General features: G+C 52.9%; 25 protein-coding genes. 12 read left to right on the top strand and 13 right to left on the bottom strand.

Annotated elements, in window-relative coordinates; all coding sequences use genetic code 11:
• Positions 1–7: 7 nt before the first annotated feature.
• The 5 genes from ACJJIZ_RS02860 to ACJJIZ_RS02840 all read left to right on the top strand — a co-directional run bounded on the left by ACJJIZ_RS02860 (position 8) and on the right by ACJJIZ_RS02840 (position 5166).
• Positions 8–1252, top strand: coding sequence for a sterol desaturase family protein (locus ACJJIZ_RS02860; RefSeq protein ID WP_444915160.1), 1245 nt, complete (start codon positions 8–10; stop codon positions 1250–1252).
• Positions 1253–1475: 223 nt separating this feature from the next.
• Positions 1476–2096, top strand: coding sequence for a guanylate kinase (gene gmk / locus ACJJIZ_RS02855; protein WP_413663829.1), 621 nt, complete (start codon positions 1476–1478; stop codon positions 2094–2096).
• 98 nt (positions 2097–2194) lie between these two features.
• Entirely contained in the window at positions 2195–2458 is a 264-nt protein-coding gene (gene rpoZ / locus ACJJIZ_RS02850; RefSeq protein WP_413663830.1) for a DNA-directed RNA polymerase subunit omega, read from the top strand.
• Positions 2459–2509: 51 nt separating this feature from the next.
• A complete protein-coding gene (gene spoT, locus ACJJIZ_RS02845; RefSeq protein WP_282930627.1) occupies positions 2510–4627 on the top strand; it encodes a bifunctional GTP diphosphokinase/guanosine-3',5'-bis pyrophosphate 3'-pyrophosphohydrolase in 2118 nt (705 codons plus the stop codon).
• 155 nt (positions 4628–4782) lie between these two features.
• Entirely contained in the window at positions 4783–5166 is a 384-nt protein-coding gene (locus tag ACJJIZ_RS02840) for a Rid family detoxifying hydrolase (RefSeq protein WP_282930626.1), read from the top strand.
• Between the two features lie 47 nt (positions 5167–5213).
• On the opposite strand, the gene ACJJIZ_RS02835 is transcribed toward ACJJIZ_RS02840, so the two are convergent.
• Both ACJJIZ_RS02835 and ACJJIZ_RS02830 read right to left on the bottom strand, forming a co-directional pair.
• Positions 5214–6098 carry a sugar nucleotide-binding protein gene (locus ACJJIZ_RS02835; protein ID WP_282930625.1) on the bottom strand — a complete coding sequence of 295 codons (885 nt, stop codon included), beginning with the start codon at positions 6096–6098 and terminating at the stop codon, positions 5214–5216.
• A gap of 141 nt (positions 6099–6239) precedes the next feature.
• The gene (locus ACJJIZ_RS02830) at positions 6240–6500 is read right to left on the bottom strand and encodes a GlsB/YeaQ/YmgE family stress response membrane protein (protein WP_108735039.1); all 261 of its coding nucleotides are present in this window, start codon (positions 6498–6500) and stop codon (positions 6240–6242) included.
• A gap of 189 nt (positions 6501–6689) precedes the next feature.
• Between ACJJIZ_RS02830 and ACJJIZ_RS02825 the strand changes: the two genes are divergently transcribed.
• Positions 6690–7613 (top strand): hydrogen peroxide-inducible genes activator, encoded by a 924-nt coding sequence (locus tag ACJJIZ_RS02825; RefSeq protein ID WP_444915159.1) that lies wholly within the window; start codon positions 6690–6692, stop codon positions 7611–7613.
• Positions 7592–9697, top strand: coding sequence for an ATP-dependent DNA helicase RecG (gene recG / locus ACJJIZ_RS02820; RefSeq protein ID WP_444915158.1), 2106 nt, complete (start codon positions 7592–7594; stop codon positions 9695–9697). The genes ACJJIZ_RS02825 and recG overlap by 22 nt, the downstream gene beginning before the upstream one ends.
• Before the next feature lie 10 nt (positions 9698–9707).
• On the opposite strand, the gene ACJJIZ_RS02815 is transcribed toward recG, so the two are convergent.
• Complete coding sequence (locus ACJJIZ_RS02815) at positions 9708–11024, bottom strand: dicarboxylate/amino acid:cation symporter (protein WP_413665904.1); 1317 nt, start codon at positions 11022–11024, stop codon at positions 9708–9710.
• A gap of 74 nt (positions 11025–11098) precedes the next feature.
• Between ACJJIZ_RS02815 and ACJJIZ_RS02810 the strand changes: the two genes are divergently transcribed.
• The 4 genes from ACJJIZ_RS02810 to phoR all read left to right on the top strand — a co-directional run bounded on the left by ACJJIZ_RS02810 (position 11099) and on the right by phoR (position 14933).
• Positions 11099–11776, top strand: coding sequence for a chorismate--pyruvate lyase family protein (locus ACJJIZ_RS02810; protein ID WP_413663835.1), 678 nt, complete (start codon positions 11099–11101; stop codon positions 11774–11776).
• Positions 11773–12654, top strand: coding sequence for a 4-hydroxybenzoate octaprenyltransferase (ubiA, locus tag ACJJIZ_RS02805; RefSeq protein ID WP_444911815.1), 882 nt, complete (start codon positions 11773–11775; stop codon positions 12652–12654). Before ACJJIZ_RS02810 ends, ubiA begins: the two co-directional genes overlap by 4 nt.
• 110 nt (positions 12655–12764) lie before the next feature.
• Positions 12765–13469: a phosphate regulon transcriptional regulator PhoB gene (phoB, locus tag ACJJIZ_RS02800; RefSeq protein ID WP_108735044.1), complete on the top strand. Its 705-nt coding sequence runs from the start codon at positions 12765–12767 to the stop codon at positions 13467–13469.
• A gap of 84 nt (positions 13470–13553) precedes the next feature.
• Complete coding sequence (phoR, locus tag ACJJIZ_RS02795) at positions 13554–14933, top strand: phosphate regulon sensor histidine kinase PhoR (protein ID WP_444915157.1); 1380 nt, start codon at positions 13554–13556, stop codon at positions 14931–14933.
• A gap of 12 nt (positions 14934–14945) precedes the next feature.
• On the opposite strand, the gene ACJJIZ_RS02790 is transcribed toward phoR, so the two are convergent.
• The 4 genes from ACJJIZ_RS02790 to ACJJIZ_RS02775 all read right to left on the bottom strand — a co-directional run bounded on the left by ACJJIZ_RS02790 (position 14946) and on the right by ACJJIZ_RS02775 (position 17251).
• The gene (locus ACJJIZ_RS02790) at positions 14946–15305 is read right to left on the bottom strand and encodes a hypothetical protein (RefSeq protein WP_444915156.1); all 360 of its coding nucleotides are present in this window, start codon (positions 15303–15305) and stop codon (positions 14946–14948) included.
• Between the two features lie 2 nt (positions 15306–15307).
• Entirely contained in the window at positions 15308–15919 is a 612-nt protein-coding gene (locus tag ACJJIZ_RS02785; RefSeq protein ID WP_444915155.1) for a DUF938 domain-containing protein, read from the bottom strand.
• Positions 15916–16692 carry a peroxide stress protein YaaA gene (yaaA, locus tag ACJJIZ_RS02780; protein WP_444915154.1) on the bottom strand — a complete coding sequence of 259 codons (777 nt, stop codon included), beginning with the start codon at positions 16690–16692 and terminating at the stop codon, positions 15916–15918. The genes ACJJIZ_RS02785 and yaaA overlap by 4 nt, the downstream gene beginning before the upstream one ends.
• A 79-nt stretch (positions 16693–16771) precedes the next feature.
• Positions 16772–17251 (bottom strand): DUF4265 domain-containing protein, encoded by a 480-nt coding sequence (locus ACJJIZ_RS02775; RefSeq protein ID WP_108735048.1) that lies wholly within the window; start codon positions 17249–17251, stop codon positions 16772–16774.
• A gap of 72 nt (positions 17252–17323) precedes the next feature.
• On the opposite strand from ACJJIZ_RS02775, the gene ACJJIZ_RS02770 reads away from it, so the two are divergent.
• The gene (locus ACJJIZ_RS02770; protein ID WP_444915153.1) at positions 17324–18610 is read left to right on the top strand and encodes a M48 family metalloprotease; all 1287 of its coding nucleotides are present in this window, start codon (positions 17324–17326) and stop codon (positions 18608–18610) included.
• A gap of 65 nt (positions 18611–18675) precedes the next feature.
• On the opposite strand, the gene ACJJIZ_RS02765 is transcribed toward ACJJIZ_RS02770, so the two are convergent.
• The 6 genes from ACJJIZ_RS02765 to pstC all read right to left on the bottom strand — a co-directional run bounded on the left by ACJJIZ_RS02765 (position 18676) and on the right by pstC (position 24487).
• The gene (locus tag ACJJIZ_RS02765) at positions 18676–19503 is read right to left on the bottom strand and encodes a putative porin (protein WP_444915152.1); all 828 of its coding nucleotides are present in this window, start codon (positions 19501–19503) and stop codon (positions 18676–18678) included.
• A gap of 285 nt (positions 19504–19788) precedes the next feature.
• Positions 19789–20109 carry an antibiotic biosynthesis monooxygenase family protein gene (locus tag ACJJIZ_RS02760; protein WP_444915151.1) on the bottom strand — a complete coding sequence of 107 codons (321 nt, stop codon included), beginning with the start codon at positions 20107–20109 and terminating at the stop codon, positions 19789–19791.
• A gap of 82 nt (positions 20110–20191) precedes the next feature.
• Entirely contained in the window at positions 20192–20893 is a 702-nt protein-coding gene (gene phoU, locus ACJJIZ_RS02755; protein WP_282930610.1) for a phosphate signaling complex protein PhoU, read from the bottom strand.
• A gap of 23 nt (positions 20894–20916) precedes the next feature.
• Positions 20917–21726, bottom strand: coding sequence for a phosphate ABC transporter ATP-binding protein PstB (gene pstB / locus ACJJIZ_RS02750; RefSeq protein ID WP_282934617.1), 810 nt, complete (start codon positions 21724–21726; stop codon positions 20917–20919).
• A gap of 102 nt (positions 21727–21828) precedes the next feature.
• Positions 21829–23115 carry a phosphate ABC transporter permease PstA gene (pstA, locus tag ACJJIZ_RS02745; protein ID WP_444915150.1) on the bottom strand — a complete coding sequence of 429 codons (1287 nt, stop codon included), beginning with the start codon at positions 23113–23115 and terminating at the stop codon, positions 21829–21831.
• Complete coding sequence (pstC, locus tag ACJJIZ_RS02740) at positions 23108–24487, bottom strand: phosphate ABC transporter permease subunit PstC (protein WP_444892394.1); 1380 nt, start codon at positions 24485–24487, stop codon at positions 23108–23110. Before pstC ends, pstA begins: the two co-directional genes overlap by 8 nt.
• Positions 24488–24552: the final 65 nt, after the last annotated feature.

Genomic DNA, 24552 nt, shown 5'->3' with positions numbered 1-24552 from the left:
GGTTTCTGTGGACCTGCTTACTTTCTCCATTCCATTTTTTCTGACCGCCATGCTTATGGAGTTCGCCCTGGATCGCTGGAAAGGCTGGGGGCTCTACAGGCTGAATGACACTATTGGCAATCTCAGCACGGGGATTCTCAATCGTATTATCGGGCTTACCTATAAAAGCTTATTCCTCGTTATCTATATCCCGCTGTTTACGTTGCTACAACCTTACTATCAATGGGTTGGTTTCAACTGGTCTATCGACAATGTCTGGCACCTGGCCCTGGCAGTTCTCGCATACGACTTCTGCTACTACTGGAAGCACCGTATCTGTCACGAGGTAAACATCTTTTGGGCAGAACACTTGGTGCACCACCAGAGTGAGGACTACAACCTGAGCACAGCATTGCGCCAGTCTTCGGGGGGGCTACAGCTGGATTGGATATTTTATCTACCGCTTCTATTGATTGGCTTGCCGGCAGAAATTGTTATTGTCGCCGGCGCAATTGATCTTATTTACCAGTTTTGGGTTCACACACAAAAAATACCCAAGATCCGCTGGTTGGAGTGGTTTGTCATTACCCCCTCGAATCACCGGGTACACCACGCCCAGAACGCTGTCTACGTAGATAAAAACTACGGCGGAATACTAATACTTTGGGATCGCTTATTTGGCACCTACCAGCAGGAACTCGAAACTGAGCCCTGTCTTTACGGTGTGCGTAAGCCCCTGAATACCTTTGATCCTGTAGCAGCCAATTTACAACACTTAAAGCGCATGGCAATTGATGCCTGGCACACGAAAAGCTGGTGGGACAAGTGCACTCTTTGGTTCCGCCCCACCGGCTACAGGCCCGCAGATGTAGAAAAATCCATGCCAGTAGCCTCTACCGATCTGACAAACTTTAAACGTTTCAACCCTGAAATTAGCCCTGGTTTGCGCAACTACGCATTCGCACAGCACCTCTGTTACACCGCCACAACCTTATCTCTCCTCTGGTTCACCAGCGTATTGAGTTTCTGGCAACTTATGGGCTCGGTTATTGCCTTGATTATTTGCCTGGCAATTAATGGAAGGATACTGGATGGTCATCCTATTTCAGGGCGCTTCGAAACTTTGAGACTCGCAGCACTCATCTGCGCTATTCCGCTACTAAACAATACATATGTACCACTCTTCATATCCTACTTGCTCGCAAGCTCTTTGGTATGGTGGTGGTTGGCAACCCGGCGCAAAGAGGATAGAGTCACTTTCGTTAGCGATTAACAACAGGGAGGTCCCCTTAATCACAGGTGGTTGGCGGTGATTGAGAAACTCCCGCGAGGCTATCCCGGCCGGGCCCAGGCGCGCAGGTGGTAACGCGCCCTGAATCTCCCAACAGATACCCCCACTCCGGTCGGGGGCTAGCCTTGTCCCTTCATGACACTCTTTCATCTCCAGACGCAAGCTTCGGTTATAATGGGCTCTTTGCTCGCGAACAGGATCAGTTGTGCAAACAGGAACCCTCTACACCGTCTCCGCTCCCTCCGGTGCAGGAAAAACCAGCTTGGTCAAAGCGCTGGTAGACAGCGACAGCCAGGTTACCGTATCGGTTTCCCATACCACTCGTGCCATGCGCCCAGGCGAAACTCACGGCGTTGACTATCACTTTGTCGAGCGAGAAGAATTTTTGGCAATGTTGGAGCGCGATGCTTTTTTTGAGCACGCCCAAGTTTATGGCGATAATTATTACGGTACCGCCAAAGCTGAGATCGAAGAGACTCTTGCCAGTGGTCGCGATGTAATCCTGGAAATCGATTGGCAGGGGGCCGAACAGGTTCGTCGCCTGCGCCCTGATGCAGTGGGTATTTTTATTTTGCCTCCGTCCCAGGAAGCCCTGCGCGAGCGCCTCACCGGACGCGGTCAGGACGATCAAGCAGTCATTGATCGCCGTATGGACCAGGCCATCGACGAAATGACCCATTATGTCGCCGCAGATTACCTGGTAATCAACGACAACTTCGACCAAGCGTTAACAGAGCTGCGTGCCATTATCGTTGCCCAGCGACAGCGCTTAGAGCTGCAGCAACTGCGCCACGGCGATCTACTTCAGGCACTGTTGCGCCACTGAACCAATTGATCGAATTGCATACATTTCCCGGTCCGGTAAAATAGCCGGTCCCCTGTACAGAATTTGCCTTCGGGCACAGCAAATGGAAACGAAAGTTTATGGCACGTATTACCGTTGAAGATTGCCTTGAGCATGTGGACAACCGCTTCGAGCTCGTTATCGTCGGCAGCAAACGCGCCCGTCAGATCGCTACAGGCGGCAGGGATCCATTGGTTCCCGAAGAAAACGATAAGCCCACGGTAATTGCCCTGCGCGAAATCGAAGAGGGCCTGGTGGATGCCGCCATCCTCGACGAGCCGGAACGCGAAGAGGCACCTGCTCCTATCGTTGCCCCCAACTACCTAACAGATCAGCAAGTCTGATCAGGTCTCTTACTGGGTACTTTTTGAGTTTTATGAGAGGCGCGCGCGGCATTGCACACCATAGATAGTTTGGCCCACCGCCTCTCCTCATACCTTCCCCCCGACCAGATCCAAATCGTCCGCCGCGCCTATTTTTACGCGGAGCAGGCTCACGATGGTCAGCAGCGCCGTTCCGGCGAGCCCTATGTCACCCACCCGCTGGCAGTTGCCACTATTCTCGCGGGCATGCATATGGATCACGAGAGCCTGGCGGCAGCCATGTTGCACGATGTGATCGAGGATACGGGTATCCCCAAGGCAGCTCTGGCTGAGCAGTTTGGTGGAGAGGTTGCCGACCTGGTCGATGGGGTCTCCAAACTAACCCAGTTCGAGACCGACAGCCCTGCAGAAAAGCAGGCGGAAAACTTCCAGAAGATGGCCCTGGCCATGGCCCGCGATATCCGCGTGATTCTGGTCAAACTGGCCGACCGCCTGCACAACATGCGCACTCTCGGCGCGCTGAAACCGCAGAAGCGTGCCCGTATTGCCCGCGAGACGCTGGAGATCTACGCACCCATCGCCCACCGACTGGGTATGAACGACGTTCGTATCGAGTTCGAGGATCGCGCTTTTTTTGCCATCTACCCACTGCGTGCCAGCCGCTTGCGCGCCGCCCTGGTCGCCGCCCGCGGCAATCGCAAAGAGCTGCTGGAACAAATTCAGAATGCTATAGAACTGCGCTTGCAGCGGGAGGGCATCAGCTCTCTGGTGATTGGCCGGGAAAAGCACCTATTTAGCATCTACCAAAAGATGCGCGCCAAGAAGAAGTCCTTCAAGGAGATAATGGATGTCTACGCTTTCCGCATCATTGTGGACAGTGTGGATACCTGTTACCGGGTTCTAGGTGTTATGCACAGCCTGTACAAACCGGTAATCTCCGAGTTTAAAGATTACGTCGCTATCCCCAAATCCAATGGCTACCAGTCACTGCACACAGTGCTGCTGGGTATGCACGGGGTGCCCATTGAAGTTCAGGTCCGCACCAAGGAAATGGATGAAATGGCCAACAGTGGCATTGCCGCCCACTGGCTGTACAAAGCCTCCGGCGATGAGGTGATCAATACCGGTGGCACCAGCCAAGTGCGCGCACGGCGCTGGGTCCAGGGACTGCTAGAGATGCAGCAGCGCGCCGGCGACTCGTTAGAGTTTATTGAAAACGTAAAAATTGACCTGTTCCCGGATGAAGTTTACGTCTTTACCCCTAAAGGGCAGATCGTCGACCTCCCCGCAGGAGCCACTGCCGTGGACTTCGCCTATTCCGTACACACGGATATCGGCAACTCCTGTGTTGCCGTGCGTATCAATCAGCGCCTGGCCCCTTTGTCCCAACCTCTGGAGAGCGGGCAAAAAGTCGAGATTCTCACGCGCAAAACTGCACAGCCAAACCCTAACTGGCTCAATTTTGTAGTAACCGCCAAAGCGCGCAGTGCTATCCGTCACTTCCTTAAGCACCAGCGTCACCACGATTCCATTACCCTGGGACGGCGCCTGCTGGAAAAAGCACTCAGTAAGTTCGACACGAGCCTAGACGCGCTATCACCAGAGCAATTAGAAGCGGGCCTCAAAGAAGCGAAATGCGCAACTTTGGACAAACTGCTGGAAGAGATAGGTATGGGCAGTAAAGTGGCCTTCTCTGCCGCTAAATTACTCGCGCCCGTCACCAGTGAAGAGACTGAAGCCAGCAATATCTCTTCACCCTTAACGATCGATGCCCAAGAGGGCATGATGATCAGTTTTGCTCGCTGTTGCCGTCCTATTCCCGGGGATGCCATTATCGGCCATATCAGCTCGGGCAAAGGCGTAGTAGTACACCGCGACACCTGTCGCAATACCGGTGATTTTCGCGAGCACCCAGAGAACATCATGCTGGTGAACTGGTCACCGGATGTGACAGGGGAGTTCCTCGGTGATGTGCGGGTAGAAGTCGAGTCAGAGAGAGGGATTATTGCCCGACTGGCTACTCGTATTACGGAAGAGGGCGCCAGCATCGAACAGATCAATGTGGATGAGAAGGATGCTCACAACAGCGTGATCTCCCTGACCCTGGAAGTCAGTGGCCGTGTACATTTGGCGCGGGTTATGAAGCGCCTGCGCAACCTCCCTTCTGTCATACGCATCGCCCGCCCTTGAGGAACACAAGGGAATCCCATTGGGAACTGCCATTAGGCTTCAAAGCGCGATATATTTAACCGACTTCTGAAAGCCCCGCAAATAAGTAAGGGATTATTCGGAAGTTCCGTATAGGTCTTCCTTTTCAACAATATTGATAAGTAATGGAGTACCCCATGCCCAATCGAGCCGTTATTAAAACCGACCGGGCACCCGCCGCAGCTGGTACCTATTCCCAGGCAGTAAAAGTGGATAATACTGTTTACCTGTCGGGACAAATCGCTCTGGACCCAGAGACACAACAGATGATTAGCGGAGGTTTTAGCGATGAAGTCCACCAGGTCTTTCGCAACCTCAGCGCAGTCTGTGAGGCCTCTGACGGATCGCTTCAGCATATTGTGAAACTCAATCTCTACATTACCGACAGCAGCAACTTTGCCGCTGTAAATGAGATAATGGCAGAGTTTTTCGAAGAGCCTTATCCCGCCAGGGCAACCGTCGTCGTCAAGGAGTTGCCGCGGGGAGCCCTTTTTGAAGCCGAAGCGATTATGGTGACCTGAGGCAAGAAGTTCTCGCCGATGCTGTGGCAATAATTGAGGAGGGCAGCTCAGCCCTCCGACTCCAACAGAGCGCTATAGCCCACCTTGTAATCTGGATACTTCAATTCGTAACCACTGGACAGCATCAACTGATTGCTAAGCTTTTTCGAGCGGCGCTCGCTCGTTTGCACAATCTCGCGCAGGTGGGCACTGGTATATCCCATCGCTTTTACCAACCACTGTTGCAGCTCGTACATCGGCACAGGCTGGCTATCGGCGCCTATATAAAGAGGCTCCGGGACCCACCCCTGTTTGTGCCTTTCAATAAGGTGCAATAAAAAACCAATACAATCATCGACATGGATGCGATTGCTATATTGCGGTGGCTGGGGAGGAGCGCAGCGACCAGCGCGAACCTGCGACAACAAGCGATCTCGACCAGGCCCATAAATTCCCGCAAAGCGCACAATGCAACTGTTGGGAATTGCGTTGCGAATGATCTCTTCAGCTGCCAGCAAACTATCTCCCTGAAAACCACTGGGCAGGGGTAAGGTTTGCTCATCGATAAAGTCATCACCGCTTTGGCCATAAACACGAGTAGATGAAACCCAAATAACCAAACGCGGTGGGGATGGAAGGTGCGGAACAACTTCAGCGACTGCCTTTGCCGTTTCCACATAGGCGCGGTGATAGCCGGTTGGCGTGTGCTCAGTGGGGGTAAATGTCGCGAGAATGACATCCGCCCCCGTAGACAACAAGCGTTCAATATCCTCTTTCTTAGTGGCATCCCCCCGGCGCCAATTCACCACATCTGCCCGGCGCTTACTCGCCAGAGCTACCAGGGGATTGCGCCGCATTCCATAAACCGCGTATTGCTTTCGGTCTATATGCAGTGCCAGTCTCGCCCCGAGGTCACCACACCCAAGGATCCAAAGCTTTTCTTGTTGTGTCATATAGTTCCCGGTGAACAATCTTTGCTGCTCACCTTATTCCCTTGATTCAGTGCTATTCAGTCCTAAGGTGCTGGGGTCATTTGGGCAAATTCAAATTCGGAATGCTTATAGTTCGCCGCCGAGGCTCTCCCCAAAGGCGGACTAGTTGCCACGCCTTTTGAACATGCGATAGATCGCAAGAAAAATTATCGCACCAATCGTAGCCGTTATTATGTCGCCTATTCCGAAACCAGTCACTGGGCCACCGAACCCAATCAGGGCACCGAGCCAGCCTCCAATAAAGGCACCGACAATGCCGATGACCATAGTGACTATCCAACCACCAGGATCTCTCCCGGGCATAATCCACTTTGCCAAAGCGCCGGCAATCAACCCGAGAATGACCCAGGACAGAACTCCCATGACGTATCTCCGTTCGGTGTGCCCCTTACAGATATAGCAAAATTTTGCGCCTCAATCCCACTTGAATTCCCAAAAATAGTAAATTTTCCCAATATTCGCTCTCAGCTTACAGATTGAGACAGGGTATTGGCCAGCGGCGATTATTTATGAATAATTACTATTACTAATGGCCATCTAATTGCCTCGACCATGACTCTCAATGAACTGCGCTATATCGTAACTCTCGCCCAGGAACAGCATTTTGGCCGTGCCGCCGAGCGCTGTTACGTCAGCCAACCGACACTCTCTATCGCAGTAAAGAAACTGGAGAAAGAGCTCGGTGTCGCCCTGTTTGAGCGCTCAAAAACTCGAGTGCAGGCAACCCCATTGGGCGAGAGAATTGTCGCCCAGGCCCAGCTGGTTCTGGAACAATCAGCAGCCATCAAAGACATCGCCAGCGCCGGCAAGGACCAGCTGGCGAGCCCCCTGTCAGTTGGCGCCATCTTTACTATTGGGCCCTACCTGTTCCCACACTTTATTCCCCAACTACAGCATTTGGCACCAGAAATGCCACTCTATGTTGAAGAGGGATATACCGCCACGCTGAGACAGAGGCTGCGCAAGGGTGAACTGGATGCCATCATTATTGCGCTCCCCTTTACCGAGCCCGACGTTGTCACCCAACCCCTGTACGACGAGCCATTTGTTGTATTGATGCCCGCAGGCCATCCACTTACGCAGCAAGAGGCTATCTCCCCGGATCAACTCACTGAAGACAATGTGCTTCTGCTGGGTGAGGGTCACTGCTTCCGCGATCAGGTACTGGAAGCTTGTCCGCACCTGCAGCTAACCATGGAAAAAGAAGCGGGCGGCGGCAGCATACGCACAGCCGCAGATGGCAGCTCACTGGAAACACTCCGCCATATGGTGGCCTCAGGGCTTGGAATTACCGTATTGCCACTCTCAGCCGCCACCGCATCACAGTACGCCAGTGGCCTGCTGGAGACCCGCCCCTTTACCGCACCGGGCCCACGCCGCACCGTAGCACTGGCCTGGCGGGCAAGCTTCCCCCGACACCGCGCAATCGACATACTGCGAGAGGCCATCAGCCAGTGTCACCTGACCGTGGGATAGATAACAACCTGGCCGAGCTGCCCGTTACCACCCTCAAAGGCGTGGGGGATAAATTTGCCCAGGTGTTGGCCAAACTCCATATCAACTCCCTACAGGATTTGGTTTTCCACCTGCCGCTACGCTACCAGGACCGCACCCGGGTGGTGCCTATTGCCGGCCTCACCGCTGGTATGGATGTGGTAATTGAAGGGGAGGTCAGTGCCGCCGATGTCGTATTCGGCCGCCGTCGCAGCCTGGTGGTCAGATTACAGGATGGCAGCGGCACCTTAACCCTGCGCTTTTTTCATTTTTCCGCCGCACAGAAAAGCCGCTTTGCCCGAGGAACCCGAATACGCTGCTTTGGGGAGGCCCGTCGCGGTGCCAACGGCCTGGAGCTCTACCACCCGGAAACGGAAATCGTCGGTATCGAAAACGCGGAGACCGCAGATACCCTTACGCCGGTTTACCCGCTAACAGAAGGTGTGAGCCAGGCCCGTATGCGAGGATTGGTGGAGCAGGCACTGGTTCTGCTGAAAAACGGCGCTGTGACCGAGTTCTTGCCGGCAGGGCTATTACCCAAATCACTGCGCTACCCCCTCAGGGACGCCTTGCTTTATTTGCACGCCCCTCCAGCTGGCACCCAGCTAGATCAACTGGCAGCAGGTACTCACCCCGCCCAGCAGCGTCTGGCCCTCGAAGAGTTACTGGCACACCATCTGAGTCTGCTGGAGTTGAGGCGCAATAGCGCTAGGGTAGCGGCACCACCTCTGTCCGTTAACCGATCCCTGGAGCGAGACTTTTTGTCGCGTCTGCCATTTTCCCTCACCGGAGCACAGCAGAGAGTTTGCGAGGAAATCGCTGAGGATCTGGCTCAGCAAACCCCGATGATGCGCCTATTGCAGGGAGATGTGGGCGCGGGAAAGACCCTGGTCGCCGCTATGGCTGCCCTCAAGGGTATCGGGGCCGGCGCCCAAGTAGCAGTCATGGCACCGACAGAAATCCTGGCAGAGCAGCACCGAATCAATTTTTGTAACTGGCTGGAACCTCTGGGTATTGAAGTTGCTCAGCTAACGGGCAGCTTAAAGGCTGCCGAGCGGCGTAAACAGCTGGGCAAGATCGCCAGTGGCGATGCCCAGTTAGTGGTTGGCACCCACGCACTTTTTCAGGAAGAGGTGGCTTTCCACAACCTGGTATTAGTGATTATCGATGAGCAACACCGCTTTGGCGTACAGCAGCGTCTGGAGCTGCGTGAGAAAGGGGCGGCAAGTGGAGCTACCGGCAGGCTGCAACCCCACCAGCTGATTATGACCGCTACACCGATTCCCAGGACCCTGGCGATGTCCGCCTTCGCCGACCTGGATTGCTCAATCATCGATGAACTGCCGCCGGGGCGCCAACCCATCAACACCGTTGCCATTGCCAATGATCGGCGCGACCAGGTTATGGAACGGGTGCAAAGCGCCATCGCCGAGGGCCGCCAGGCCTACTGGGTTTGCACCCTTATCGAGGAGTCGGAAAGCCTGCAAGCCCAGGCCGCAGAATCCACCGCTGAAGAACTCGCCGAAATGCTCGAAGGCGTTCGCGTGGCCCTGGTACACGGCCGCCTGAAGCCCGAGCAAAAAGAGCAGGTGATGAGCGCCTTCAAGGCCGGGGAAGTGGATTTGCTGGTGGCAACCACGGTCATTGAAGTGGGCGTAGATGTGCCCAATGCCAGCCTGATGATTATCGAAAACCCCGAACGCCTGGGCCTGGCCCAATTGCACCAGTTGCGCGGCAGGGTCGGGCGCGGCTCCATCGCCAGCCACTGTGTGCTGCTGTACGGCACACCGCTATCGCAGAATGGCCGCGCCCGCTTGCAAGCGCTGCGTCAACACAGTGATGGTTTTGCTATTGCAGAGGAAGACCTGCGTCTGCGAGGTCCCGGGGAAATCCTCGGCACCCGCCAGACAGGGGAGATCCAGCACCGCATCGCAGACTTGCAGAGGGATGCTGAGCTGCTGCCGCAAGTGCAAAAAATTGCTATTTCCCCTCAATTGACAGAGGGCATGCGACAACAGTTGATTAAACGCTGGTTACAGAACAAGCCCCGATTTGCCGAGGCTTGAGGAGAGCGCCCTAGTGGGCGCCTACTGTGTTGTTGTCGTTAATGCTGACACTCTTGTAATTGGCATCGTAGTAAGTCTCTTCGTCCAGGGCACCTTCACTCTTCGCCACCACACTACTTACTACCGCATCACCGGTAATATTGACCGCAGTGCGCACCATATCCAGCAGGCGATCTACGCCGATCACAATGGCAATCCCCTCGAGTGGCAGACCCACCTGCTGCAATACCATACCCAACATAATCAGGCCGACGCCGGGCACCCCAGCAGTACCAATAGACGCCAGAGTTGCTGTCAGGATCACCGTCAGAAAGCCGGTCAGGCCGATCTCAATTCCAAAGAACTGGGCAATAAAGACCGTAGCCACACCCTGCATAATCGCGGTGCCATCCATATTGATAGTCGCACCCAGAGGAACTGTGAATGCAGCAATTTTATTATCCACACCCAGGCGCTTCTCTACCGTCGACAAAGTCACCGGGATAGTGGCAGCAGAGGAAGCGGTACTGAAGGCAAATAACATGGTCGACCACATTTTCTTCAGTAGCTCTAGGGGATTGAGCCCACTCAGCAGCTTCAGAATCACCGAGTAAGTACCCAATGCATGCAGAAGCAGGGCACAGACCACGACCAGGAAATACTTTCCGAGTTGTATCAAGCCTCCTAACCCAAGACCGGCAAAGGTTTTCGCCAGCAACGCAAAAACGCCATAGGGGGCAAAAACCATCAGTACACCGACCATGCGCAAAACAACGGTATTGAGGTCATTAAAGAAAGCGGCAATACGTTGACCCGGCTCCCCGCAACGAGAGATCGCATAGCCCATCAACAGGGCAAAAACGATAATCTGCAGCATATTTCCCTCAGCCATAGCGGCAACAGGGTTGGTCGGGAATATATTGACCAGTACCTCTGAAAGAGGTGGGGACTCCTTCGGCACAAATGTTGAAGCGGCTTCAGCTGCGGCTTCATTAACACCAACTCCAGGCTGGAAGATTAATGCCAGACACAGTGCCAGAGTAATGGCTATGGCCGTTGTCGCCATATAAAGCAGGACGGTTTTACCCGCCAGCGGTCCAATTCGGCTGCCTTCCGATAGGGCACAGGCGCCACTGATCAGCGAGACCAGAACCAAAGGTACCACCATCAACTTTAGTGACGCGATAAAGATACGGCCGATAACATCAAACAGGCCTTCGGTCAGGTAAAGATTAATAGCACTGTTCACGCCAGCACCGAGCAGCTGGGTCTCATTCAAGGAGTTGATTAACCCCCCAACGGTAATGCCCGCAAACATTCCCACTAAAATTTTGGTCGTAAGCCCCATAACAAGCTTCTCTTTATGAATCGTTGTTTTCATTGCAGTGAGCACTATATCCATTGCCGTGCTGGGGAGCAAAAATGCAACAGGGAGAGACCTGTTGCCACCGGCCGGGATACAATGGGGCCTTTATCCAGACTGCGGAGTTATCGTTGCACCAATCACCATTTGTGCCCTCTGGCGATTGGCAGAGTTTGCCTCTTGAAACCCAGCAGCAACCACCCAAAAATCTGGTGCCCTGGCTGACCTATTCCGGATCACTCACCGCCGCTCTCAAGCAGCAAAGTGACGGGGACTTTTATGTTCGCGTGCTGTATCAGGGTTGGCAGACACCTCGCCCAGAAGAATGCCTTGTACTGGGTTTACACAATGGTAGCCGGGCCCTGATTCGGGAAGTTTTGCTCTACGGTTGCGGACAGCCCTGGGTGTATGCCCGCAGCGTTTTGCCCGAACGCAGCCTTCAAGGAAAATCTCGCAATCTGCGCAGCCTGGATACCCGCCCGCTGGGGGAGCTGCTGTTTAGTGAACCGGGTATTCGCAGAGGGGAGATCGCCCTCAATTTGCTGCAAAAATCCCCTGGCTGCGCCGATCGTGAACTTGGGGAAAAGGATTCTGAAGTCTGGGGTCGCCGCTCGCTATTCTGGCTGCGGGACAAGCCTTTACTGGTGTCGGAGGCTTTTCTTCCCAACTTCACACCGACAGGTGACCCCATAGCGCAAGAAGCAGCCAAAACTATCGCAACTGAGGATTCACTGTGATCAGCCAACAGATCGCACAACGCTGGCCCACCGCGCTGCCCTACTGGCAATTAGCGAGGATGGACAAACCCATAGGTTCACTGCTGTTACTCTGGCCCACTTGGTGCGCACTATGGCTAGCCGCTGAGGGGTGGCCGGGCTTCCACTTGTTTATCGTATTTACACTCGGTGTGATCCTGATGCGAGCGGCTGGCTGCGCAGTCAATGATTTCGCCGATCGCAAAATTGACGCCCATGTAAAGCGCACTGCGGAGCGTCCTCTGGCCACCGGCGCACTGACGCCAAAGTCTGCATTGGCGCTTTTCGCCGGCCTCAGCGCTGCCGCCTTCCTTCTGGTACTCACCACCAACACACTCACAATTCTCCTCTCGTTTTTAGCTCTGGCTCTGGCATTCGGCTATCCCTTTGCAAAGCGCCACACACACCTACCCCAGATGGTCCTGGGCGCCGCCTTTAGTATGGGAATCCCCATGTCTTTTGCAGCGGTTACAGGAGAAGTACCAGCAGAGGCCTGGTTGCTCTATACCGCCAACTTGGTTTGGACCCTGTGCTATGACACTTTCTATGCGATGGTGGACCGCGATGACGATCTTCAGATCGGCGTTAAATCCACCGCCATTTTGTTTGGGGAAATGGACAAGGTGATCACCGGAACCTTACAACTTTTAGTTCTAATAGCCCTGCTGCTTATTGGATCAAGGTTCTCACTCGGTATTTTTTACTACTTGGCGCTATTGCCGGTTTGCAGTTTATTCGTTTATCAGCAGTGGCTGATTCGGGACCGAGAGCGAGAGGGCTGTTTTCAGGCTTTTATCAACAATAATTGGGTAGGGTTTGCCATTTTCGCCGGCATATCGCTGCATTTTCTGCTGAATTGAAAGATGAGTGGGCCCTAGAAGTGGAGCGTCATATATTTGTCATATAAATCCCGTTTAATCCTCGGCCATAACTGGGGAAACCCTGACAACAGAGCGGGTATGGCAGGCAAATGCACAGTAAAACGATCCTGATTGTCGATGACGAATCCGCAGTGCGCGATATGCTGCGGGTCGCACTGGAAATGGCGGATTACCGCTGCCTTGAGGCGGAAAACGCCCAGGAAGCTCACGCCCTGATTATCGACGAGAAGCCAGACTTAGTGCTGCTCGACTGGATGCTGCCGGATGTTTCCGGGGTAGAGCTGGCAAGGCGCCTCAAGCGCGATGAACTCACCACCTCATTGCCGATCATCATGCTCACGGCAAAAGGTGAAGAAGACAATAAAATCAAAGGGTTAGAGACCGGGGCCGACGATTACATCACCAAGCCTTTCTCCCCCCGGGAGCTGGTTGCACGCTTAAAGGCCGTACTGCGCCGCGCGGGCCCGGCAACCCCGGAAGAACCGCTCAGTGCCGGCGCACTGATATTGGACCCACTGAGTCACCGAGTCACTATCAAAGGGCAGCCGGTGGATATGGGGCCAACAGAATTTCGCCTGCTCACCTTCTTCCTCTCCCACCAGGAGCGCGCCTATACACGCACCCAACTCCTCGATCATGTATGGGGTGGGAATGTCTATGTGGAGGAGCGCACCGTGGATGTCCATATCCGCCGTCTGCGCAAAGCCCTGGCCATTGATGGCCACGACCGCTATATCCAGACAGTTCGCGGCACCGGGTATCGGTTTTCTGTGCAAACCGCAGAAAAAGTGTGACAATCCTCTCTGGATCGGTACCGATCCCTGCAGAATCAAACCTCCGCGCTTAACGGGTGCGGGCCTGGTTCCATGAGGTATTGAATGCGGGCGGAAGAGGCTGTGCCACTGCCGCCATCTATCAGGCAACACGGCAACTCTATGTTGGATCGCAGTATTGGCGAGTTCTCGCGTTTCGTAATTATCGCCCTGGGGTGCACCATTCTCGGTGTCACCTCCGGCAGCTGGTCTCTCGCCCTGATTGCGGGATTGGCCAGCTACCTGATCTCAGTGCTGTGGCAACAGCAACGTTTCAACCGCTGGCTGGCAAACGGCAGACGCGGCCCAGCCCCAACCGCCTTTGGTATTTGGGGCGAAATCTACGACGACTTTTACCGTATGCAGCGGCGCCACCGCCGCGAGAAGCAGAAGCTGCACGTGATGTTACGCCGGGTACAAGACAGTACCAGCGCCCTGCGCGAAGGCATTGTAGCCCTGGAAGACGGCGATAACCTGGCCTGGTGGAACCCTGCTGCCGGTGAACTTCTCGGATTACAGGCCAGTGACTCCGGCCAGTCATTAGTCAACTTTGTCCGCGACCCTGGCTTTGTCAACTATATGCACAGTGACAACAGCGGGGAACCCCTCACTCTGCCCGCACCTGGCAATGAAGCCCGTATGTTACAGCTGGAAGTCACCCGCTACGGTAAAGATGAGGCTTTGGTCATTGTTCGCGACATCACCCGTTTACACAATCTCGAGCAGATGCGCCGGGATTTTGTCGCCAATGTTTCCCATGAGCTGCGCACCCCCCTCACGGTAATTGCCGGCTACCTGGAAACACTGCAAAGCAGTGATATGGCACCGCCTCCCTGGAGGAAACCCCTGGCTCAAATGGAGGAGCAGACTGGCCGCATGAGTACGCTGGTCAATGACCTGCTGCTATTGGCTCGCTTGGAGACCTCAGAGCGTAAAAGTGGGGATATGGCTGTATCAGTGCCAGAACTGATTGAGAGGGTGGCCCAGGAAGCCCGCAGCTTCAGTGGCGATCGGCATCATCATATCGAAGTTGATTGCAAAGGGGATTGCTACCTCAATGGAGACCCCGGCGAATTACACAGTGCTTTTGCCAACTTAGTATTAAATGCAGTGAAATACACCCCCGAAGAGGGCGGAATTCAATTGCGCTGGTGGCAGGATGACAAAGGCGGGCACTTTTCCGTAGAGGACAATGGTATCGGTATCGATTCGATCCATATTCCCCGCCTGACTGAGCGCTTCTATCGAGTTGATCCAGGCCGCTCACGGGACAGTGGCGGCACAGGTCTCGGGTTGGCGATCGTTAAGCATGTGTTGCTGCGACACAATGGAGAAATGAGTGTAGAAAGCACGCCCGGGCAGGGCAGTCTCTTCACGCTTCACTTTCCGCCAGCAAAGCTGGCTCAAAAACCAGCATCCAGGTTGAGTTCTGAAGCCGCTAATTAAAGCGGCTTTCGATTACTCCAGTTCCTGCAGTTCTACTTCTTTACCGTCTTTGACATAGCTGGCCGTGGCCTCTTTACCCAGAGCGTTTGCTTCCCGGCGCAAAACCAAATGGTGCAACTGCAAATCCCCATCGCGCAGCAGTAGGTGCTCATTGCCCTCATCATCGGTAGGCAGGGCCTTAACACCAATGAGGGCATCTCGCAGAGCGCGCAGCTTGGGCACATCGCGATAGCGATTCAAGTCATTCGACAAACGGGCTTTCATGCGCTCACTCTCATGCAGTGCCGCCGCTGTCTCTCGGTATTTGGCAAAAAAGAATACCGCTCCAATGGCAAAAGCCACGATTACCACTATTTCCAACCACTCGGGCATGGTTACTCCTTATTATCGCTTTTGCGCCAGACCATTAATTGGTTATTGGCTGGCAAGTAATTTAGTTCTACGCGACTGAACCCCGCACTCTCCGCCAGCTGATCGAGCCATTCGAGATCGCGAATCCCCCGCTCGGGATCACGCTCCTTCAACTCAATATCAAAATCAGCATTAGTAGGGCCAAGAAACTCTCCTGCAATTTTCACGGGACCATAAACGATCAACAAACCTTCCGGCTCCAAAACATCGGCACTGTGCAGAAAGAACTTTTGTACCAGTTCAGCCGACATAATATGCAAGGTGTTTGCAGTGAAAATAGCATCAGCCGAAATCTCGGGCCAAGAATCACCAACATCGAGCGCCAGCGGTTGCGGTAGGTTGCTATTGGGTATCTCCGCCAGCCAGGACTTTACTGCCTCCAGCTGTTGCGATCGCTCTGAAGTTTGCCACTCAAGGTGCGGTAAATGCGGAGCAAAATATACTGCGTGCTGACCAGTACCACTGCCAACCTCAAGCACTTTACGACTCGAAGCCAACAGGCGAGTCAGTTGCTGGAGAATCGGCTCGCGATTGCGCCCGCAGGAGGGCGCATTCGGCAATTCAGTACTGCTCACTGCGGCTCATCCCGGGTAAATACCCACTCCCACTCAGTGGACAAACCTGGGTTATAACCATAACCAGCCACATCAAAACCTTTCAGCTCTTCCGCCTTCTTTATCCTCTGGTCAATCGCCCAGCGACTCATCATGCCTCTGGCTTTCTTAGCAAAGAAACTAATCATCTTATACTGACCATTTTTCAGGTCCTTAAAATGCGGGGTGATCACCTGAGCATCAAGCTGCTTGGTTTTGACTGATTTGAAATATTCATTGGATGCCAGGTTTACCAACTCGCGATTCTTCACGCCCTGCAACTGCGCATTCAATGCTTCGGTAATCTTATCTCCCCAAAATTCATAGAGATTCTTACCCTTGGCATTTTCAAATTTAGTGCCCATCTCGAGGCGATAGGGTTGCATCAAGTCCAACGGGCGCAGCAAACCATAAAGGCCAGAGAGCATACGTAAGTGCTTTTGCGCATAGGCAAAGTCCCGCTTACCCATAGTCTCCGCCTCCAATCCAGTATAAACATCACCTTTAAAGGCGAGCAGGGCGGGGCGGGCGTTGTTATCGGTAAACGGGCGCTTCCAAGTGTGGAAGCGATCGTAATTCAAGACTCCCAACTTATCTGAAATCTTCATCAAGCTGGAAACCTGCTGCGGGCTCAGTTCGCGCAACTCTTTGATCAGGGCTGCTGACTCTTTCAAAAAGTCCGGCTGGGTGGTTTCCAGTGAGGGAATATCACTTTCATAGTCCAGGGTTTTCGCCGGTGAAATAACTATTAACATCGGGTGCCTTCTCGCTTCGCTATCGCCTCAACCACACACTACCAAGCTATTGTGGCTGGCCCAAATATATCGCGGATGTTTACTCCGGCTTTAGAACGTCCTGCCACCAATTGAGTGGAGTCTGCCCGTCTTTAGGGTCATAAACATTGCCGTAATACCAAACGCTGTTAGCCCCATCGCAGGCACTGTTGAGGATCTCCTCAATCTTATCGAATCCACAACTGACATGAATGCTGTAGACCAATACGCGCGGTGCCTCAAGATCCAACTCACCCCCGAGCTTTTCCAGCTGTGGGGTCAACTTATCAGACAGTTCCGTGCTATCGCCGCGACAAAAAATACGCACCGCCAAATTGCCCGAGCGCTTTACCAACTCAAATTGCTGGGTGTCTTTATCGACCTTAATGTAATCCCCACTGGCGATTCCCTTAATAAAGACAGGGGATCGCACCAGTTGGCAGCTATCATCCTCGCTCACACGAACCTGTAGCCGTTCCACAACGGGCTCACCTTCGGGGTTGTTGCCCGCAAATAACTCAATGACTTGAAGTGCCGTCATAAACCTCAGTTCCCGTACTGTGTACAATGAGTAACCATTCTAATGACTCAACATTATACAGGGAGGGAGGCAATGATCTCGCGTACCCAAGCGCTTACGGCATGTGTCGCGTTTTGGACAACCACGATTCTCGGAGGATGCGTTGTCAATCCAGTCACCGGTGAGAAACAGGTTTCGCTGATATCTCCGCAGCAGGAAGTTCAACTGGGGCAACAGCACTACGCTGCCAATCAACAGCAGCAAGGCGGCCAATACACCATTGACCCAGCCTTGCAAAACTACGTCAGCCAGGTTGGCCAAAAGCTGGCGCGGGTCTCAGACCGCCCCCAGCTACCTTACGAGTTTGTGGTTCTGAACAACTCGGTTCCCAACGCCTGGGCCCTGCCCGGCGGCAAAATTGCCATCAATCGAGGCCTGCTGGTGTTACTCGATGACGAAGCTGAGCTCGCTGCCGTACTGAGCCATGAGATAGTTCACGCTGCTGCGCGACATTCCGCAACTGCAATGTCCCAACAACAATTACTGGGCGCAGGCCTGGCAATCGTGGGGGCTGCCACCCAGGACTCTGGCTACTCTGACTTGATCTCCACCGGGACTCAACTGGGAGGCTCCGCCTATATTGCCCGCTACAGTCGCGGCAATGAGTTAGAGTCAGATCAGTACGGCATGAAATATATGGCCGCTGCAGGATATGACCCCCAGGGAGCCGTACGCCTGCAAAGAAAGTTTGTTGAACTGTCAGAGGGGCGGCAAACCAGTGGATTGGAAGCACTCTTTGCCAGCCACCCCCCTTCCCAATCCCGTGTCAGCGCTAATATCAAGCACAGTCAATCTCTACCCAAAGGGGGAATCACCAACCGGGCCTCTTACCAAAAAGCCATAGCGCAATTAAAGCGCGATGCCGATGCTTACAAGAATTACGACGATGCGGTTGCTGCAGCCAATAATAAAAAATTCAATTCTGCACTAACGCTGGTAAGAAAAGCTCAAAATCAGCAACCCAAAGAAGCTGCCTTTTTTGCGCTAGAAGGCGATTTACTCAGCCAAAAGAAACAATATAAAAATGCCCGAAAGGCATACGACAGTGCCATTCAAAAGAATCCGGCGCTATTTTCACATTGGCTAAAGCGGGGAATCACTAATATCCAATTAAAAAATTATAGCTCTGCAGAGGGCGACCTAACCAGATCACTACGCTATCTGGATACCGCTTACGCACACTACTACCTCGGCCAGACCTATGAGAGACAGGGAAATAAGCAAAGTGCTTACAAGCACTATCAGGAGGCTGCCGGGGCTGGTGGGGAAATTGGTACCATGGCACAAAATAGAATTAAAGCGATAACAGGTAAAGGCTAGTAATTTTCTATTTTGCACAAATAAAAAGGGGCTATCAGTGATAGTCCCTTTTTAAACTGGCAAGCTTACAATTGGACAGTTAAGCCCAGCTGATAGATATCAAGGTCACCCTCAATATCATTGTTAGAAAGATAAGCTGCTTCAACAGCAATATTACGGTTAAAGAAATGAGTCATCCCCAGCTTATAATCTTCTTGTTCGTTATAATCAAACTCAACAGACGTGCGCTGATTGAAGAAAAATTCAGTACCCAGCGTCCAGAAGTCATCGTATTCGTTGATGCTATTGTAAGCTAACTCTGCAGTTAGGTACTGCTCTCCACTCAGATGAACGAAATACTTAGAAGACAGGATGCGATTATCAGACTCCTCATCCACATAAATATTAAAACCAACATAATCAGTTGAATTTAACTGGTGGTTATAGCGAGCTTCAACCGAAAACTCATTATCACTATCGTTATCAACATGGTTCAACTTAACCAGAAAATCTGGAGAAAAGAGATATCCGATAGACTGATAATCTACATTAGACTCCCAAAGGTCATATATACCGGCACCGATAACCAACCCATTGGATGCAAAGTATTCACCACCCAAATTGAAAGTATCTATATCTTCACTACCGAAATTAGAATGAGAGAAACCGGCAGAAACATTACTTACCTTATTGATATATTCGAACTCTTTCAATGGACCAAGAGTTTCTTTACCACCAAAAAAGTAAGTAGTACCAAGGTCAAAATCATCTGCATCAGAGCTAAAACTAAAACCATCACCCTTATAATCATACTCGGTATTAAAGTATGTAGCATTAGTAAAAGAATTATATTCCTCAGCACCGGCAGTTGCGGCAACGAGCATTAGGGGCAGAGCAGCAAGCTTGAATCTCATTTGATAAATCCTTCGTTAACGTAGCGATCCAAATTGGGCTGCGGATTGTAGCAAAAGTTTTTTAGTGCGCAACAACAGCAAATTACACGATAAGCAATTAGAGCCAAATTTGCGGTAAAGCGAATATTTTTTTTCGACAAAAAAACGTATCAACCAGAAAAAACAAACTCTGTAATCGGCTGTAATCCACCAAATAAATAAATTCCAGCTAAAAACAATAAAATAAAAAGTTTTATTTTGTTATTCGAACACATATTTATTCAGGCTGTGTTCAGGTTCAGTTGATTAACATTGATCACTATTAATATTTACGACCCATTGCGGGTCATAAAATTCCCCTATTAGATTAATTTTCACAAAAGGGGCTACGCTGGCAATGATTTTATCAATTTCTTTACTGTGCACAGCTTGCATAGCATCCCGATCTTTTTTACATCGCCAGCTAGCAATGGCTATCAACACATTGGGGTCATCAATTTTTCGATGAAGCTCTGTGCCCATCGCTCCCGGGGAGCGCTGGATAATCTCGGAAGCACGCAACCAAGCATCGGCATAATCCTCAGCTTTAAACCCATCTTGTAGATGAACTTCGAAGATAAATTTCATTCCCTGTATTACCTGACGACTAAGAATTAGATTCCAACAAAAAAGGCCGCGCTAGGCGACCTTTTTAAATTAGCAAATCCCTTTAGGACTTGCGTAGATTTTCCTGGTGTCCGTGCCGAATGTCAGCACCCTCCACCAGGTAAACAACCTGCTCACAAATATTCTTCGCATGGTCACCGATCCGCTCCAGTGAGCGCAGGGTCCACAACACATTAATGACCCGGGAAATACTGCGCGGGTCCTCCATCATGTAAGTTACTAGTTCACGTACGGCCGTACGATAATCCATATCAACCTGCTGGTCCTCAGCAAGAGTTTGCAGAGCCGACTGCACATCGAAACGAGTATAGGCATCCAGCGCGTCATTGAGCATTTTGCGCACAGCATTGGCAATATGACGGATTTCGGTATACCCGCGCGGCGACGTACCTTCATCTGTCAGCGCTATGGCCATCTTGGCAATCTTGCTCGCCTCATCCCCAATGCGCTCCAGGTCTCGGGCAATTCGAATGACAGACAGCACCATGCGAAGGTCAGATGCCGCCGGTTGGCGCTTGGCAATAATTAGCGTGGCGTGCTCATCCAGGGCCATCTCACTCTTATCGATGACTTCTTCAATACGCAGCACTTCCTCGGCCAACTCACTGTCCGCATTGGCCAGGGCATCAACCGCATCGGCAACCTGGCGGGCGACCATGCCGCCCATTTCCAGCATCTCTGTCTTTAGGCTTTCCAGGTCTTCATTAAATTGGCGTGAGATATGTTGATCGAAATGCATTTCCATAGTTTTCCCTCCGAGCAGGAACCTTAGCCGAAGCGGCCGGTGATATAGGCTTCAGTGAGTTCGTGCTCGGGGTTGGTGAACACCGTTTCAGTATCGTTAACTTCCACCAAATGCCCCAAATGGAAGTAAGCCGTACGCTGACTCACCCGCGCAGCCTGCTGCATCGAGTGAGTAACGATTGCGATAGTGTAGTTCTGGCGCAGCTCATCAATCAGCTCTTCGATTCGCGCCGTCGCAATTGGGTCCAGGGCAGAGCAGGGCTCATCCATCAGGATCACTTCCGGACTCACCGCAATAGCGCGGGCGATACACAGACGCTGCTGCTGACCACCGGACAGACCCGTACCGGGCTTGTCCAAGCGGTCTTTAACCTCATTCCACAGGCCGGCGCGGCGCAGGCTGTTTTCTACGATCTCATCCAGATCGGCGCGGCGGCTGGCAATGCCGTGGATTTTTGGGCCGTAGGCCACATTCTCGTAAATGGACTTGGGAAAAGGGTTTGGTTTCTGGAATACCATACCGACGCGGGCGCGCAGGGGTACCACATCCACTTTGGGGCCGTAGATGGGGTCACCATCCAGACTTAACTCGCCCTCGACGCGACAGCCTTCAATGGTGTCATTCATGCGGTTGAGGCAACGCAAAAACGTCGACTTACCACAGCCGGAAGGGCCGATCATGGCAACCACTTCATTTTTTCCAATATCGAGGCCGACCGAGTGGATCGCCTGGGTTTCACCATAGAAAACATTCACATTGCGCATACGCAACTTGGCGGTGTCACAGAAGGGTTGGCCAACTGTTTCTCTAACATCAGCCCGATCATTCATCATTTGCCTACCCGCAACATCGGATTGCGCCGCATCAGTTTGGCTGGCGGCATCCAGGGTCATGGTACTCATATAATATCCCGCTTTCTGATAATCCGCGCTCTGTTACCAGCGGCGCTCAAGTTTCTTGCGCAGCAATACCGCGCTGGTATTCATCACAATCAACACACTCAGCAACACCATAATGGCTGCGGAGGTGCGCTCGACAAAGGCGCGCTCCGGGCTGTCTGCCCACAGGAAAATCTGCACAGGCAGCACGGTGGCCGGGTCGGTTACCCCAGCAGGTACGTCGACAATAAAAGCGACCATACCAATCATCAATAGGGGCGCCGTCTCACCGAGGGCCTGGGCCATACCGATAATCGCGCCGGTCAACATACCCGGCATCGCCAGGGGCAGCACATGGTGGAAAACCACCTGCATACGTGAAGCCCCCATACCCATTGCCGCCTCGCGAATTGAGGGTGGCACCGCCTTCAAAGCCGCGCGGCTGGAAATAATAATCGTGGGCAAGGTCATCAGTGTCAGTACCAAGCCCCCTACCAGGGGTGCCGAACGCGGCAACTCAAAGAAATTAATAAATATCGCCAGGCCCAAAAGACCGAAAACAATAGAGGGCACTGCCGCGAGGTTGTTGATATTCACCTCAATCAAATCGGTCCAACGGTTTTTGGGCGCATACTCTTCCAGGTAAATCGCCGCCGCCACACCGATAGGGAATGACAGTGCGAGAGTTACCAACAGGGTAAACAGGGAGCCCATCAAGGCTGCGCGGATGCCCGCCTGCTCTGGTTCACGGGAGTCGCCATTAGTAAAGAAGATGGTGTTAAAGCGCTTTTTCAGCTCACCGCTGTCCAACAGCTGCTCAATCCAACCGGCCTTCTGGTCCGAGGTACGACCACGGAAACCCTCTTTGGAATCCTTCAGGCTTTTGACGAAAGTATCCACATCGTCATCGACTGACAGCCAGACTTTCTCGGATTTACCCAACAGTTGCGGGTTCGCCGCCAAGCGATCGCGCAGGGTAAACGGTGCTCCGGAGGAGACCAGGCTGTAGAGCTCGCGCTTGTCACTGCGACCAGTCACAGTGGGAAAGCGTTCGCGCAGGGACTGACGAATAACACCGGTGAAGTTTGCCCAGGTCAGACTTTCATCATCGACCTTATCGATGCCCAGAACCTGTTCGTCGTAGTGCACCTCCAGTTGGATAGCTGTCTGCACAAAGGCACCACTGCCTTTGCTGATAATGTCAGTGAACAAAATCAGTACAGCGAGTACACCAAAGGCAATACTGCCGATACCCAACCCACGAAACAGCTTTTCTTTGCGGTGACGGCTGGCGAGGCTTTTTTCTATGCGCTCGCGAACCTGCGCCTGAGTAAGATCAGTCATACTGCTCCCGGTATTTTTTCACTACGTGCAAGGCAATAAAGTTCAGCACCAAAGTGGAGATAAACAACATCAGGCCCAAAGCAAAAGCGGCGAGGGTCTTGGGACTGTCAAATTCCTGGTCGCCAACCAACAGAGTCACAATCTGCACCGTCACAGTCGTGACCGATTCGAGCGGGTTTGCGGTGAGGTTCGCCGCGAGTCCGGCGGCCATCACCACAATCATGGTTTCACCAATTGCGCGGGAAACCGCCAGTAATACACCGCCGACGATGCCAGGCAGTGCCGCAGGAATCACAACTTTGCGCACCGTCTCGGACTGGGTGGAACCCAAACCCAGGGCGCCATCGCGCAGGGACTGGGGCACCGCGTTGATCACGTCATCGGACAGAGAGGAAACAAAGGGAATGATCATGATTCCCATCACCAGGCCAGCGGCCAGTGCACTTTCACTGGAGGCCTGTAGGCCCATAGAAGTGGCCAACTCGCGAATAAATGGAGCAACGGTTAAGGCAGCAAAAAATCCGTATACCACGGTGGGTACACCGGCGAGAATTTCGAGTACCGGCTTGGCCAGAGAACGCACGCGCTTACTGGCGTACTCGGCCAGATAAATAGCCGCCATCAATCCCACAGGTACCGCCACAAACATGGCGATCGCGGACACCATCAGGGTTCCGGTAAACAGCGGGACAGCACCAAAAGCACCGCTCGATCCCACCTGGTCTGCGCGCAGGGCCATCTGTGGGCTCCAGTGCAATCCAAACAGGAATTCACTCACCGGCACGGACTGGAAGAAACGCAGGGATTCAAACAATACCGATAACAAAATACCGACAGTGGTTAGAATCGCGGCGCTGGCACAGGCAATCAGCACCGTGCGCAGCACTTTTTCAACTTTTTCGCGAGCGCGCAGCTTGGGAGAAAAGCGCAGCAGTGCAAAAGCGGCAAGGCCGCTGGCCAACACCAAACTCAGGAAAGCCTGTAAATTATTGGAGCTGGAACGCAACTGACTGAGGTAGTCCGCAGCACTCTGCAATTGTGGCGACTTTTCACCTATCAGGTGGCCCGCCGCGAGATTCTGGATCTGCGCGTAGAGAAGGTTCTGCCCGGAGATGCTCTCCGGCTTATCGGCAATACTATTCATGACCATCGCACGGATGATCGAATCGTCAAACACCAACCAGCCACAGAGTAATATCAGTGCTGGCAAACCACACCAAAGGGCGGTGAGTAATCCGTAGTAACTGGGCAGGGCGGCCAGATTGCGAACGCCGCCAAGACTGCGAGCAGCGTTCACTGCACGGCGAAAGCCAGTGCCGTAGGCCACTAATATCAGGAGCAGCAAAAGTGCGAACAGTGTGGGGGTTTGCATTGAATTACCGTACTAAAAATATCGTCGCTGGCATTATCCAGACTTTATCCCCGCGTTCCATCACA

It is taken from the genome of Microbulbifer maximicatervae (SeqCode) (genome assembly GCF_052467225.1).
This window is presented reverse-complemented; position numbering and strand designations above follow the sequence as displayed.